The organism is Candidatus Falkowbacteria bacterium (genome assembly GCA_013336275.1).
Taxonomy (GTDB): Bacteria; Patescibacteriota; Patescibacteriia; order Patescibacteriales; family GWE2-39-37; genus JAAXUA01.
On record JAAXUA010000003.1, the window covers coordinates 181,105 to 195,363 of the forward strand.

Below are 14,259 nucleotides of genomic sequence, written 5' to 3' on the forward strand. Positions count from 1 at the left end.
AACTGATTATGAAAAGAACTTGGCGTAGGCCGCAAAAAAAGGATGAAGGGAAGCTATTTCGGGCGAATCAGCAGATTCGCGCTTTTGAATTGATGGTAATCGATGAAAATGGCGAAAATTTAGGAAAAATGGACACTCGCGATGCTTTGCGCTTAGCCGAGGAAGCTGGCTTGGATTTGGTTGAGGTGAATCCTCTGGCCAACCCGCCGATTGCTAAGATTTTGGATTATGGACAATTCAAATATGAGAAAGAAAAGCAGGCCCATAAGAAAAAAGTCCAGCAGAAAAAGGTTGAAATCAAAGGCATCCGCCTAACAGTACGTATCAGTCAGAATGATTTTAATTTCAAACTGGAGCAGGCTAAGGGATTTTTGGAAAAAGGGAATAAGCTTAAGATTGAATTGATGTTGCGTGGCCGGGAAAGACAGCACCCAGAAAAGGCGGTCGAGAATATTCAGAACTTTATTGTCGAATTGGAAAAAGACGAGAGGTTTAAGCTGGTGCGGGAGCAGGACTTGACAAGAAAAGGTTCTGGGTTTATTATAATACTGTTTAATAAGACCGTTTAGGTATTGTCTAAACCAGGGTATAGTCCTGTTTTTTTATTTAAAAAAAGCCAAAATAGTTTGTATGCCGAAGATTAAGACCCACAAAGCAACTGCAAAGCGCTTTACAATCACTAAAACTAGCAAAATTATCCACCGTAAGCCTGGCCAGGATCACTACAATGCCAGAGAAAACGGTTCAACGGGCACCAAGAAGAAGCGCGACATCAACGCTAACCCGGCTTATGTCAAGACGATTCACGCCTTGACGCAGAAATAGTCTAGTATTGTCTAATATTAGTATTTATTATTTAGAAATTTTTTACCGATATGCCAAGAGTTAAACGAGGAACTACACACATCAAGAAACGCCGAAAACTGTTAGCCAAGACTAAGGGCTACATGTGGGGTCGCAAGAACCTTATTAAGGCTGCAAAAACCGCCGTACTTAAGGCTGGTGTTCATGCCTTTGTCGATCGCCGCAAAAAGAAACGCGTTAACCGCGGACTTTGGCAGATCAAGATCAGCGCTTTTGTCAAAGAGCATGGCGTAAGCTATTCTCGCTTCATCGATGCTCTTAAGAAGAGCCAGGTAGAATTGGACAGGAAGGTTTTGGCCGATTTGGCTGTAAGCAACAAAGAAGTTTTGGCCAAAATTTTAGCTGAGGTCAAAAAGTAATTTTGACAAACAGTTTAAAAAATGCTATAGTTTATTATGAATTTGATCAGACTTATCCAAATAGCTCAGATTGTCCTTGCCGTCTTATTGATGGTGGCAATCCTGCTTCAAAGTCGCGGTACCGGCTTGTCAGGCATTTTTGGTGGCGCTAGCAGCATTTACCGCACTAAGCGTGGCATAGAAAAAACTCTATTTTATTCTACTATCGTTTTAGCGGTTCTATTTTTCGGAACCGCACTTGCCACTCTTTTCTTGAAAAAATAACTTATTTTATTTAAGTTGTGGCCAAGAACTCGTTTAATTTTAGGCATCGTACGAGTAAGCTGCTTTATTCTATAAAGCGGTTTTGGTCTGCAACCGTCGGTTTAGTGGGCGGTCTTTTAAGGAAAAAAGGTGAAATCCGGACGGAAAATGATCAAAAACGTTCGGCTGATTTGGACAAGAAGCTGGTTTATTCGATGGCACCGGCGCGCATTCCCAGTCTAGCCCAGCTGAAGTATATTGAAAATTTTTTGAATCCCCGCGAGCGCTTGGTGTGGCGCATATCCACTTCAGTGTTTGTCATTTCCTTATTGGTTTTCGGTGCAAGCTTTGTAAATAAACACCTTGAAACTCTGCCTGTAGCTGGCGGAACTTACACCGAGGGGGTGGTCGGTTTGCCGAAATATATCAACCCGCTTTATTCGGTCGTCAATGATGTTGATGCGGATTTAAGCCAGCTGGTTTATTCTTCCTTGTTCAAACGCAACAACCAGGGACAGCTGACTGCCGACTTAGTGCAAAGCTACCAGGCTGCGCCCGATGGCAAAAGTTACCTTTTGAAGCTTAGGGAGAATGTGGTTTGGCATAATGGCGACAAATTCAAAGTCGATGACGTTATTTTTACTTTTAACGCCATCAAAGATCCTTTGTATAAGTCACCATTGCGCCAAAGCTTCAGCGGGGTTGCCTTGGAAAAAATCGATGACTCGACTGTCCGCTTCTCATTGTCGCAGCCTTATGCCGGATTTCTCGATTTGCTGACCTTCGGTATCTTGTCACAAGCACTCTGGTATCAGATCCCACCCAATTCGGTCAGTTTAGCTGAACTGAATCTGAAGCCGATCGGCACCGGCCCCTACATGTTCAAGTCATTGGTTAAAGATAGGAACGGAAATCTGATTTCATATCACCTAGAGGCTAACCCGGAATATTATGGCGGCAGTGTCCACATCCAGGATTGGCAATTCAAGTTCTACCCATCTTTCGAGGAATTGATTGCGAAACTGAGTGATGGTTCCGTCGATGGCGCAAGCTATCTGCCCAACAACCTGTTCACTGATATTTCTGGCAAGACCTTTTTGGATTATAATCAGATCTCCTTGCCTCAGGCCATGGCGGTGTTTTTCAATCTGAAAGCCAACCCAGCCCTAACTGATCAGAAGGTTAGGCAGGCACTGTCACTCGCCATTAACAAGCAAGAATTGATTGACAAGAGCCTGTTCGGCAACGCCAAGCTGATTGACGGTCCGATATCGTCGGACAATTTCGCCTTCAACCCGGACCAGAAAAAATATCAATTTGATCAGGCAGGAGCGACAAAGCTGTTGTCGGAGGCTGGATATCAGGCTGTAGAGATAAATAAGGACAAGATTGCCCAGGCGGAAAAAGACAAAACAAGCGCAGACAAGAAAGTGAAGGATGCGGCCGAAAGCATATTGGCTCTGGGCGAGGGGCGTTGGATGGCCAAGAATGGCAGTTATCTGGTAATCAGGTTGACCAGCGTCGATGCTGGCGACAATGCGGCTGTTCTTGACGCGATTAAGAATTATTGGCAGGGTATCGGAGTTAAGACGGCTATAGAGCTGGTAGCACCGAACCAGATACAATTTGAGGTCGTACGCAATCGGAATTTCGAGAGCTTGTTCTATGGCGAAATGCTCGGTGCCGACCCGGATATTTATCCGTTCTGGCACACTTCCCAGGCTACCAGCCAGGGTTTAAACCTGACCGGGTATAGCAACAGGGAGGTAGACAAACTGCTTGAGGAGGCCAGAGTAAATGCCAACCAGTCGCAAAGAGCCGAGGCCTACAAGAAGGTTCAGGCAATTTTGGCAGAAGAGGAGCCGGCCATTTTCCTGTATTCGCCAGTATATAGTTATATCCAAAAAAAGACAGTTAAGAACATGAATGTTGCCACGATTATCGTGCCAAGCGATCGCTTGGCCAACGTTAATGAGTGGTACATTAAGACCAGTCGAAGGTTTAAGTGGTAATTTTACATTAGTTACAATAGAGTAAAATAATAAGCCGAGGTGGTGAAACCTGCCTGCCGGCAGGCAGGTTGGTATACACGCATGAACATGCGTGCCCGGGGTACTTGGAAAAACAATATTTTACAATAGAATAAAATAATAAGCCGAGGTGGTGAAATTGGTATACACGCATGCTTCAGGTGCATGTGGGGGCAACCCCGTGGAGGTTCAAGTCCTCTTCTCGGCACAATCAGATTTCAGTAAGAAATCTCCTACTAAATTAATAAGGAGTACGCAAGGACTCTTGGTCGGCGCGCTTAGCGCCGCTTTGAACTCTCGCATCGGCTCAACCGATGCAATTTTTCCGGACAATGATCCGGAGCTACTCATCAAATCTATGATCACTAAGTACAAAAGCGGTTCCGCCGCTCTGCCATCGGCAGGCGGTCGGGCAAAACCGAAATTTGCTCGTCAGGACACACAGTCCAGGCGAGCCGAAGCGCCCCGGCCTAAACAGGTACAGGGCCAAGCGCCGGCTGTTCCATCTGAACGTCCGCGCCGCATTATCCGCGAGCGGAGTTTCGCTGGCGGCAAGCTCCGCGTCATGGTTATGGGCGGGCTTGAAGAAGTCGGCCGTAATATGACTGTTTTCGAATATGACAAGGAAATCATAATCGTCGACATGGGCTTGCAGTTTCCGGAAGAAGACATGCCCGGTATCGATTATATCATTCCTAATATCACTTATCTGGAAGACAAGAAGGACTGGGTCAAGGGCGTGATCATTACTCATGGCCACATGGACCACATCGGTGCCATCCCTCATCTGGTCCCAGCTTTGGGTAACCCGCCGATGTTCATGGGCAAGCTGACCGCTGGTCTGGTCAAAAAATTGACCGAAAAATATCATCGCCAAGTCAATCTTGACATCGCGGAAATCGACGAGAATTCCAAGCTCCAGCTGGGCCGAAATTTTCAGGTCGAATTCTTGCGCGTCAACCATTCTATCCCCGATGGCTTCGCAATTATCGTCCGTACGCCGGTCGGCACAGTAATCCATACTGGCGATTTCAAAATCGATTACACGCCGGTCAACGACAAGCCGGCCGACATCAATCGCATCGCCCTCCTAGGAGCTAGCGGCGTCCTGATGCTGATGGCCGACTCTACTGATGCGACCCATCCAGGCTATCAAGTCTCAGAATCTTATATCGGTGACGAGATGAACAAGCTGTTCGATAAGATCGAAGGCCGAATCATCATCGGCACCTTCGCCTCGCAGATCAGCCGTGTCCAGAAAATCCTGGAGCTGGCCGAGAAGCATGGGCGCAAAGTCTCTTTGCAGGGGCGCACCATGAATGACAACGTGGAAGTCGCTCATCAAATCGGATATTTGAAGTTTAACCCTTCGTTGATAGTCGATGATAAAGATTTGCATAAATATCCAGACAACAAGCTGATCATCTTAGGCACTGGCGCCCAGGGCGAATCCAGCGCCTTCCTATCACGCGTCGTCAACAAGGAGCATCGGACGGTCGAGCTTAAAAAAGGCGATACTGTCATTTTTTCCTCATCCGTTATTCCTGGAAACGAACGCTCGATCCAGACATTGAGAGATATGGTCGTACGCCAAGGTGCCAAGGTGATACATTATCACATGATGGATGTCCATGCCGGCGGCCACGCCAAACAGGAAGACCTGAAGCTGATGATGCGTTTGATCAAGCCGGAATATTTTATGCCGATCGAGGGCAATCATTATCTTCTGCAGGCGAATGCTGATTTGGCTCGCGGTGTCGGCATCCCGGAAGAGAAGATCTTTGTCGCTGACAACGGCCAAGTGGTCGAGTTCAGCAAGGATCAGTCCGGAAAAGTCACCGGGCGCATGTCCAATGAAAAGGTCCCGTCAGATTATATCATGGTTGACGGCCTGGGCGTAGGCGATGTTTCCCATATCGTTTTGCGCGATCGCCGAGTCATGGCCGAAGACGGCATGATCGTGATCATTACCACGGTCGACAACAAGACCGGCGAGCCGATCGGCAACCCAGATATCATTTCCAGAGGCTTCGTCTATATGAAAGAGAATAAGGAACTGATAGAAAAAACCAGGATGAAGGTCAAGAAGATCGTCAAAGACCATGATCCGCGCACCCCGGCCGATGATGATTATCTCAAGAACAAGATTCGCAATGACGTCGGGCAGTTCCTGTATGCCAACACCAAGCGCAGACCGATGGTCTTGCCGGTGGTGATAAAAGTATAATATTTAAAGCCGATATAAAAAAACACGCCAGCATTGCTGGCGTGTTTTTTTGTCTGCAAAAATATTATTCTTCTTCGGCTGCCTCGTCTTGCAGCAGTTCGCGCATAGCCATCAGTTCGTCTTTGATGAATTCAAGATTATCCTCATCAGAAAGCTTGCCGCGTTCAAGAAAATAATCGATAGTCTCATCGACTACCTGCTCGAAAGAGTCGATATCGTAAGCGCCTTGCTCTTCGACTTTGGTTTTGACCAGTTCGTAGATTTCAGAAGTTGTCTCGTCCATATTTTAGTTTATGTATTTGAATTGAGTATAAGTTTATTGCTGGAAAATGGCAAGACCAGCAATAATTACTATTTGAATTATCAACAATCAAGATTAATAATCCGTTAAGGATGAGTCGGGTGCCACTTGCCGACCGGAATCAAACGGAGGGACTTTGATGCATTTTTGGCGAAATTATTGATTATTTTATGATTCTTCGCTTGCGAAATCTATAGCAATAGAGCAGAGACAGAAAAGGCCCGATTCGGCTTGGATGAATTTTTAAAAAGTGTTATAATAATTACACTGAATCGTATTCTCAATAAACCAAGGAGAAAATGCAGCCAATAATCAAAGTAGAGCACTTAAACGTTATCTATAATCTGGGCAAGAGCAGCGAATACCGGGCTTTGTCTGATATAAACCTCGAGATTTATCCCGAAGAATTCGTGATATTTTTCGGTCCGTCCGGTTGCGGCAAGTCGACCCTGCTTTATTCCATCTCAGGCCTGGAGACCAATATCCAAGGCAATGTCATCGTTGATGGCAAGAATATCGCACTGTTTGATAAGAAGGAGATTCTGAAGTTCCACCGCACTACCATCGGCATGATTTTTCAGGCTTTTTACCTCATCGCTTCTTTGACAGTGCAAAAAAATGTCGCCTTGCCTCAGATTTTCATCAATGGCGACAAGAAAGAGCGCACCAAGCGCGCCCTGGATCTTCTCGAATATTTCGGTGTCGGCAAGCAGGCGCGCAAGTTGCCGACAGAGCTCTCGGGCGGTCAGCAGCAGCGCGTCGCGATTGCCCGGTCCCTGGTCAACGATCCAGCCATTCTGATGGCCGACGAACCTGTCGGCAACCTGGACTCCAAGTCCTCACAGGACGTAATGGACATGTTAAAGACGCTTAACGAGAAGGAAAAGAAAACCATTATCCTTGTCACTCATAACCCGGCATTTTTAAGCTATGCTCACCGCGTGTTTTACCTGAAGGATGGTCACCTGATCGAGACCAGAGTCAATAAGAACGTGCATGGCGTGCAGATACCGGTAGCTGAAAACAAGCCTAATATTTCCAAGGAATTAGAGCTGCTTATACAGACGTTTTCCAGCTTGTCGCCGAATCAGATCGGTAATTTGCTGATTCCGTTCAAGGCCAAGCAGATTGTCGCCGAAGCCTTGATCGGCATGACGACCGAAGAGATCGAGAAAATCGAGAAAAAAGTTGAGAATCTCCTGATGACCGGCGTTTACGACACCGAATCGACCTTTGAATTCCTTGACCAGAGCATGGAAAAAGGCGGAGCTGACCTCGACCGCCGCACCGCCAGAAAACTGGCCGACAAGATCAAGGATATCGTGGGTGAAATCAAACGACTCGAAACCGAAGAGAATAAGATAAGGATGCACATCATGCCAGACGCCGGCAGCGAGGTTATGGAAGTCAGACACTACTTGCTTGATGAGTATAATGTCGATATCAAGAACTTCATCGTGCTCGAGGTGCTCGACCGGGCCATCAAGGAACGCTTAGACAATGTCATCGATCGTGACGTCTTCCGCAAGCGCATCAATGCACCGTTGCGACGGGGCGGGGCTGGCATCAATCGCCGCACGGCCAAAAAAATGGGCAAGCGCTTAGAATTGTTGATCTTGGGCAAGTACAAGTAATTTAAGAAGCACCACCAGTTAAATATAGAATTATGAAACTGCGCGACACATTATCACTGTCCACCAGAATGTTCAAAACTAGAAAGATGCGTACTTTCTTGACGATTTTGGGCGTGGGCGTCGGTATCGGAACCGTGCTTTTTCTGGTTTCGCTGGGCTACGGTTTGCAGAATGTGGTTTTGAGCAAAATTACTACAGCGGATTCGCTTTTGAGTTTGGATGTCACTCCTGGAATCTCGAGCGCGATCAACTTATCCCAGGATAATGTCAGTTCGATCGGCAAAATGCCTCATGTGTCCGAAGTCAGCCCGATGGCTAACTACTCGGCTCAGCTGACGATCGAGCAGCTTACCGGAGATGGTTTGGTCTATGCCGTAAATCCCTCCTTCTTTCGTCTGGGCGGCATCATTCCGCAACGCGGCAAAGTGCTGCAAACGGATGAGGTTTATGAGGCGGTCATCTCTTCGGCTGCGGCCAAGCTTTTCAACTTGGATGCCGACAAGGTCTTGGGCAGGGAAATCGGCTTGAGCCTTTTTATGCCCAAGGGTACGGCCCAAGAGGGCAACGAAGAGCTGGGCGTGATCAAACGCAATGAAAAATATCGCATCGTCGGCGTAATCGAAGATGATACCACTAGTTATGTGTTCATTCCGATGAAGACGCTGAGCGATTTGAATATTTCGACTTATAACCAACTGAAGGTCAAGGTTGAGGCTAGCCAATTTACGGACGCTGTCCGTACGGCGGTCATAGATCAGGGCTTTATCGTCTCCTCATTATCAGATACTATCGAGCAAGCCAACAAGATTTTCAGCATTGTTCAGATCGTGCTCTCATTGTTCGGTTTGGTTGCATTGATCGTTTCCGCCATCGGCATGTTTAACACCATGACTATCGCCTTGCTTGAGAGAATCAATGAGATCGGCATTATGCGCGCCATCGGCGCCTCAAAGATGGACATCTTAGTCCTGTTCTTGTTGGAGTCGCTCATGATGGGCCTGTTGGGTGGCATCATGGGCATAACTGTCGGCTATTTAGGCGGCGAATTAGCTAATATCGGTATCAATATTTTGGCCAAGAATTTCGGCGGCCAAAGCCTCAACCTATTCTACAGGCCGGCCTGGTTTATCGCCTTTATCATGGTCTTTTCTGGTTGTGTCGGCTTGCTGACCGGCGTATATCCTGCCCGAAAAGCGGCTAAAATCAACCCTCTTGACGCTTTAAGGTATAAATAAATCGTTAGCTTTCCGCGCTTGACATAATGGCGGATTTTATTTATATTGAACCAGTCCTAATAGTAATTTAAAAATAACGAAACCTGCCGTCAGGCAGGCTGGCAAAATGCAAAATTTATGAAGCTCTGTCAGACAGAGCAACAAGAATTTTACATTTTGCCTTTTAAGTTTTACATTTTTTATGCCAGTACCAGCTAAACGCCGTCCAACTAGCGAAGCTCGTCGCGGACGATCACATCAAGCCTTGAAGAAGGTTTCGGTAGCCGCTTGCCCTAAGTGCGGCAAGAACGTATTGCCCCATACTGCCTGCAAGTTTTGCGGCAACTATAAAGGCAAGCAAGTTTTGAAGCTTGAAGCCAAGCCGAAAGCAAAGAAATAAGCGTTACAAATAGTGTTCAGATTTACGAATCATCATTCGTAAATCAAAATAAATTTGTAGCTACCATATCATATGTCCAATCGCCACCTAGGCCGAACCATTGCCATGCAAACCCTGTTTTTGTGGGATTTTAATGGTTGCCAGACGGGCGATTTGACCGAAGTGGTTGAGAAGAACGTTGAGCATTTCGCTCCCAATCTCGATGACCACAGCTTTACCTACGACATCGTAAAAGGCGTCATCAACAATGTCAAAGAGATCAATCAGTATATCATCCGCTACGCCACCGAATGGCCGCTGGAACAGATTACGATCGTTGATCGCAACATCCTGCGCATCGGCGTCTACGAGCTGATTTATGACCAGGAGATACCTGCCAAGGTCGCCATCAACGAGGCGATCGAAATCGCCAAGACATTCGGCGGTGAATCCTCTGGAAAGTTCGTAAACGGCGTCTTGGGGGCAATCTATAAGGACATGGAAAAGCAGGGAATCAAGAAAGCTGCCGATAACAAGCAGCCGGAAGCAGCGTCAGAATAAAGGTTTGAAAATTAATTTCGTAAGCCGTGAAGATTGAATAAAATACTTTGCATGGTCAAGGAAGCTTATTCCTCAGATCCGCAAAAAGCCCTTGGCTTTTCTATTCATTCTTGACTGCTTACTCACAAAATCTATGAAAGAATTAGCAGAGCTGGAGCGCATCGTCGGCCTTCAGTTTAAGAACAAAAGCCTTCTGAAACAGGCCGTGGTTCATCGTTCCTATCTCAATGAGCATCCTGATGCTGACACTTCGCATAACGAACGCCTGGAATTTTTGGGTGACGCCGTTTTGGAAATCATCGTCACCGAGCATCTTTTCCACAAATTTCCTGACACGCCAGAGGGTGATTTGACCAATTGGCGGGCCAGTTTGGTAAACGCCAAGATGCTGGCCAAGGTGGCTCAGGAGCTGGAGATAGAAGAGTTCTTGTACTTATCCAAAGGCGAGGCCAAAGATAAGAATTCCAAGGCGAGGCAGTATATCCTGGCTAATGCAATCGAAGCGCTTATCGGTGCGATGTATCTTGACCAAGGCACGGAACCGGCGAAGCGTTTTATCGACGTCAACATCCTTGCCAAACTCCAGTTTATCCTTTCCAATGAGCTATACTTGGATCCAAAATCTAAATTCCAAGAGCGCGCCCAGGAGCAGTACAAGGTGACACCGCATTACAAAATATTGAACGAGACCGGGCCGGATCATGCCAAAACTTTCGAAGTAGGCGTATATTTGGGCGAGGAGCTTGTGGCTAAAGGCAAGGGGTCATCTAAACAGGAAGCTCAAGTTGACGCCGCCGCCAAAGCTGTGAAAAAATTGAAGTGGTAATTTAAAATTTGGAAATAACAAAAAAACAGCCCCAAGGCTGTTTTTTGTTTTGGCTATTCGTGGTATTATTAATTTGAATCCTGCCTATAGGCAGGCGGATTAAAATTATAAACTACCATGACAATACTCGAAATCTTCCAAAGCGCTGTCGCCTCTAAAGCTTCTGATGTTCACTTGGTTGTGAATATGCCGCCGATGTTGCGTGTCGATGGCGAGCTCTTGGATCTCGATGCCAAGGTCCTGACGGCCAAGGAAGTCGAGACTCTGAGCTTCTCCTTGATTTCTAAGGAAGAAAAAGAGAGGTTTCTAGCTACCAAGGAATTGGATTTCGGCTATGAGATGAACGATAAGACCCGTTTCCGTATCAATCTTTTTTTCGAGAAAGGAAATATCGGCATGGTTGCGCGCGTCATTTCCAATGAAATACCGACGCTCGAAAGCGTCAGCACCCCAGAGATAGTTTATGAATTGCTGAATCTGAATCAAGGCCTGATTCTAGTCACTGGCCCGACCGGCTGCGGCAAGTCGACAACCCTTGCGGCGATGATCAATTTTATCAATCAGAAACGCCGTGCCAACATCATCACGCTGGAAGATCCGATCGAATATATTTTTAAATCAGATAAGAGCGTTATCGTGCAGCGTCAACTCGGCAGCGATATGGTGAATTTTTCAGAAGGGTTGAAGCATGCGTTGCGCCAGGATCCGAACGTCATCATGGTTGGCGAGATGCGAGACTTGGAGACGATCGCTACCACCATCACCTTGGCCGAAACCGGTCACTTGGTGCTGGCCACCTTGCATACTTATAGCGCTTCACAGACCATCGACCGTATTATTGATATTTTTCCTCCCCATCAGCAGAACCAGGTGCGTATGCAGTTATCAACAACCTTGGCCGGAATCATTTCCCAGCGCCTGATCCCGCGCAAGCAGGGCGGGCGCGTAGCTGCTCGAGAAATCATGATCAACATCCCGGCAGTCTCCAATCTGATCCGGGAAAACAAGATCGCCCAGTTGCGCACCGTCATTGAGACCAATTCCAAGAAGGGTATGGTCTCGATGGATCAGGATTTAAAGCGTCTGTTCAGCGAAAATATCATTTCCAAGGAAGTAGCCCAAAGTTACATGGAAAATCCCGAGTTTATTGAGAAGTTTCACTTAATATAAAATAGCTAATATTAAATAAAATAATGGAAATTCCACCCCCGGAATTATTTTTAGGTTTGAGGGGTTGACAGGGGTGGAAAATACTGTATAATAGTAATTACTTTTAACTTGACTTACGCTATGTGTAAAAAACTTTTAGCCTTAGTAAGTAAAAGCGGTTAGATCCAGCTATTTTTGGTTGGTACTGCCGCTCGGACGAGCGGTTTTTTGTTTCTTAAATTGAAAATTCATTAAAGGCTGAAACTTGTTGCCCTCTAGCACTAATCTTCAGCCTTGAATGGCATTTAGGCCCTCGGGTCGGACTTTGACAACAGAATACTGATTATCTATTATCACGACAAAAAATAGATAATCACGCATATTGAGGATAGTAAAAAGAATCAAATGTTAACGATAAAAGCAAAGAGAATCCGCACTTAGACTTTAAAAGTAGAAGTGTGGGAAAATCTCAGTAAGGGTGTATGGTGGATGCCTTGACACAAAATGACGATGAAGGACGTAGCAGCCTGCGATAAGTCTCGGGGAGGTGGCAAGCAACCTTTGATCCGTGAATTTCCGAATGGGGAAACCTGCGCTGATGAAGTCGGCGCGTCCGTTAGCTGAACACATAGGCTAATGAGACGAGTACTCGGTGAACTGAAACATCTTAGTAACCGAAGGAAAAGAAAGAAAGCAACAATTTTGTAATCGTAATTGCGAACGCAAGTTCGCTTCTGCGATTACAAAATTTCGATTCTCCTAGTAGTGGCGAGCGAACGGGGAACAGTCTAAACCTTATAAACTGCGTGAAACGAACCCCTTGCGGGGCGAGTTTCATAGAAGGAGCTAGATCCACATGTTCATAGGGGGTTGTAAGAGTATTATTTCCGTCGTCTAGTTTGACGGAGCAGAGTCATAAAAAACAGTAGCTAATTGAAGTTGGCTGGAAAGCCACCCCATAGACGGTGATAGGCCGGTAAATGAAAGTTATTGTTTCTCTGTCGTAGTATTTCTTAAGTAGTGCGGGACTCGAGAAATCCCGTATGAAGCCAGGCCGACTATGGTCTAAGACTAAATACATTTTGTGATCGATAGTGAACCAGTACCGTGAGGGAAAGGTGAAAAGCATCCCGGTGAGGGAGATGAAATAGTATCTGAAACCATACACTTACAAAGAATCGGAGCCCCGCAAGGGGTGACGGTGTGCCTATTGAAGAATGAGCCAACGAGTTTATTGTATGTGGCTTGATTAACCAGTTAATACTGGGAAGTCCAAGTGAAAGCGAGGGTTAATAGCCCGTATCTTATTTATTAGAAAGTGGACCCTTTAGTCCCCTTTCTAATATTTAAGAAGGTCGCATGCATAAGACCCGAAGCCGAGTGATCTAACCATGGCCAGGTTGAAGTAACTCGAAAGAGTTACGGAGGACCGAACCGGTAAGCTGTGCAAAACTTTCGGATGAGCTGTGGTTAGTGGTGAAATTCCAATCGAACTCGGCAATAGCTGGTTCTCCTCGAAATAGCTTTTGGGCTAGCCTTGGATGCTGACTACAGGGGGTAGAGCACTGAATGAGAGTGGGCCGCAAGGTACCTCTCTTAACCAAACTCCGAATACCTGTAGGTGAAATCCAGGAGTCAGACTGTGGGCGCTAAGGTTCATGGTCGAAAGGGAAACAGCCCTGATCGCAAGCTAAGGTCCCTAAATATATGCTAAGTGTAAAAGGTGGTGTCGTGACTCCGACAACCAGGAGGTTGGCTTAGAAGCAGCCATCCTTTAAAGATAGCGTAATAGCTCACTGGTCAAGTCGTCTCGCGCCGAAAATTTAGCGGGGCTAAGCATATTACCGAAGCTGCGGGTTTCATCCTTTAGGATGGAGCGGTAGAGGAGCATTCCATGGGTGCTGAAGCCATATCGTGAGGTGTGGTGGAGCGCATGGAAGAGAGAATGTTGGCATGAGTAGCAAAAAGGCGGGTGAGAACCCCGCCCTCCGTAAGTTCAAGGTTTCCTGGGCAACGCAAATCGACCCAGGGTTAGTCGGTCCTAAGACGAGGCTGTTGTAATGGCAGCGTAGCCGATGGATGAGCTGGTTAATATTCCAGCACTACTGTTGTTTTCCGATGGGGGGACGCGGTTTGAAGTTCGAGCGTGTATTGGTTTGCACGTTGATGGTCGAGAAGGCTGCTCTAGGCAAATCCGGAGCAACAAGCTGACTTGATTGTCTGAAGGCGAGGCTTATGGCTGAGCCAATTCGAGTGTAAGAACCGACAAGAAAAACCTCTAGGGCTAAGGCAACAGTAACCGTACCGCAAACCGACTCAGGTGAACGAGGCGAGTAGCCTCAGGAGTACGAGAGAACCATCGTTAAGGAACTCGGCAAAATAGCGGCCGTAAGTTAGCGATAAGGCCTGCCCCAGCAATGGGGCCGCAGCTAAAGATCCCAAGCGACTGTTTAACAAAAACACAGCTCCCTG

The 14,259-nt window shown here is 46.6% G+C and carries 13 protein-coding genes, 1 tRNA gene and 1 rRNA gene; 14 read left to right on the top strand and 1 reads right to left on the bottom strand.

From position 1 onward, the window contains the following. Window positions 1-8: 8 nt before the first annotated feature. The 7 genes from HGA34_03720 to HGA34_03750 all read left to right on the top strand — a co-directional run bounded on the left by HGA34_03720 (window position 9) and on the right by HGA34_03750 (window position 5,723). Complete coding sequence (locus HGA34_03720; GenBank protein ID NTW22617.1) at window positions 9-569, top strand: translation initiation factor IF-3; 561 nt, start codon at window positions 9-11, stop codon at window positions 567-569. Between the two features lie 61 nt (window positions 570-630). Continuing rightward, entirely contained in the window at window positions 631-825 is a 195-nt protein-coding gene (locus tag HGA34_03725) for a hypothetical protein (GenBank protein ID NTW22618.1), read from the top strand. A gap of 50 nt (window positions 826-875) precedes the next feature. Then, on the top strand, window positions 876-1,223 hold the full coding sequence (rplT, locus tag HGA34_03730) for a 50S ribosomal protein L20 (GenBank protein ID NTW22619.1): 348 nt from the start codon (window positions 876-878) through the stop codon (window positions 1,221-1,223). Window positions 1,224-1,265: 42 nt separating this feature from the next. After that, on the top strand, window positions 1,266-1,487 hold the full coding sequence (secG, locus tag HGA34_03735; protein NTW22620.1) for a preprotein translocase subunit SecG: 222 nt from the start codon (window positions 1,266-1,268) through the stop codon (window positions 1,485-1,487). Between the two features lie 170 nt (window positions 1,488-1,657). Then, complete coding sequence (locus HGA34_03740) at window positions 1,658-3,478, top strand: peptide ABC transporter substrate-binding protein (protein ID NTW22621.1); 1,821 nt, start codon at window positions 1,658-1,660, stop codon at window positions 3,476-3,478. A gap of 142 nt (window positions 3,479-3,620) precedes the next feature. Continuing rightward, window positions 3,621-3,704, top strand: a tRNA-Leu gene (locus tag HGA34_03745). After that, a complete protein-coding gene (locus HGA34_03750; GenBank protein ID NTW22622.1) occupies window positions 3,678-5,723 on the top strand; it encodes a ribonuclease J in 2,046 nt (681 codons plus the stop codon). Before HGA34_03745 ends, HGA34_03750 begins: the two co-directional genes overlap by 27 nt. A 64-nt stretch (window positions 5,724-5,787) precedes the next feature. On the opposite strand, the gene HGA34_03755 is transcribed toward HGA34_03750, so the two are convergent. Continuing rightward, window positions 5,788-6,006: a hypothetical protein gene (locus HGA34_03755; protein NTW22623.1), complete on the bottom strand. Its 219-nt coding sequence runs from the start codon at window positions 6,004-6,006 to the stop codon at window positions 5,788-5,790. 317 nt (window positions 6,007-6,323) lie between these two features. On the opposite strand from HGA34_03755, the gene HGA34_03760 reads away from it, so the two are divergent. From HGA34_03760 to HGA34_03790, 7 genes are all read left to right on the top strand, one after another. After that, a complete protein-coding gene (locus HGA34_03760) occupies window positions 6,324-7,658 on the top strand; it encodes an ABC transporter ATP-binding protein (protein ID NTW22624.1) in 1,335 nt (444 codons plus the stop codon). A gap of 32 nt (window positions 7,659-7,690) precedes the next feature. After that, window positions 7,691-8,893 (top strand): FtsX-like permease family protein, encoded by a 1,203-nt coding sequence (locus HGA34_03765; protein NTW22625.1) that lies wholly within the window; start codon window positions 7,691-7,693, stop codon window positions 8,891-8,893. Between the two features lie 181 nt (window positions 8,894-9,074). After that, on the top strand, window positions 9,075-9,272 hold the full coding sequence (rpmF, locus tag HGA34_03770; GenBank protein ID NTW22626.1) for a 50S ribosomal protein L32: 198 nt from the start codon (window positions 9,075-9,077) through the stop codon (window positions 9,270-9,272). 72 nt (window positions 9,273-9,344) lie between these two features. Then, window positions 9,345-9,812 (top strand): transcription antitermination factor NusB, encoded by a 468-nt coding sequence (gene nusB / locus HGA34_03775; protein ID NTW22627.1) that lies wholly within the window; start codon window positions 9,345-9,347, stop codon window positions 9,810-9,812. Window positions 9,813-9,945: 133 nt separating this feature from the next. Next, window positions 9,946-10,638, top strand: coding sequence for a ribonuclease III (gene rnc / locus HGA34_03780; protein ID NTW22628.1), 693 nt, complete (start codon window positions 9,946-9,948; stop codon window positions 10,636-10,638). 117 nt (window positions 10,639-10,755) lie between these two features. Next, window positions 10,756-11,808 (top strand): type IV pilus twitching motility protein PilT, encoded by a 1,053-nt coding sequence (locus tag HGA34_03785; GenBank protein NTW22629.1) that lies wholly within the window; start codon window positions 10,756-10,758, stop codon window positions 11,806-11,808. A gap of 450 nt (window positions 11,809-12,258) precedes the next feature. Beyond that, window positions 12,259-14,259 (top strand): 23S ribosomal RNA (locus HGA34_03790); the annotation flags it as partial.

What these genes read in the sequence shown, in the direction of transcription:
- HGA34_03720 (NTW22617.1), top strand. Translation starts at nt 9, where the DNA reads ATGAAAAGAACTTGGCGTAGGCCGCAAAAAAAGGATGAAGGGAAGCTA.
- HGA34_03725 (NTW22618.1), top strand. Translation starts at nt 631, where the DNA reads ATGCCGAAGATTAAGACCCACAAAGCAACTGCAAAGCGCTTTACAATC.
- rplT (NTW22619.1), top strand. Translation starts at nt 876, where the DNA reads ATGCCAAGAGTTAAACGAGGAACTACACACATCAAGAAACGCCGAAAA.
- HGA34_03755 (NTW22623.1), bottom strand. Translation starts at nt 6,006, where the DNA reads ATGGACGAGACAACTTCTGAAATCTACGAACTGGTCAAAACCAAAGTC.
- HGA34_03760 (NTW22624.1), top strand. Translation starts at nt 6,324, where the DNA reads ATGCAGCCAATAATCAAAGTAGAGCACTTAAACGTTATCTATAATCTG.
- HGA34_03765 (NTW22625.1), top strand. Translation starts at nt 7,691, where the DNA reads ATGAAACTGCGCGACACATTATCACTGTCCACCAGAATGTTCAAAACT.
- rpmF (NTW22626.1), top strand. Translation starts at nt 9,075, where the DNA reads ATGCCAGTACCAGCTAAACGCCGTCCAACTAGCGAAGCTCGTCGCGGA.
- nusB (NTW22627.1), top strand. Translation starts at nt 9,345, where the DNA reads ATGTCCAATCGCCACCTAGGCCGAACCATTGCCATGCAAACCCTGTTT.
- rnc (NTW22628.1), top strand. Translation starts at nt 9,946, where the DNA reads ATGAAAGAATTAGCAGAGCTGGAGCGCATCGTCGGCCTTCAGTTTAAG.
- HGA34_03785 (NTW22629.1), top strand. Translation starts at nt 10,756, where the DNA reads ATGACAATACTCGAAATCTTCCAAAGCGCTGTCGCCTCTAAAGCTTCT.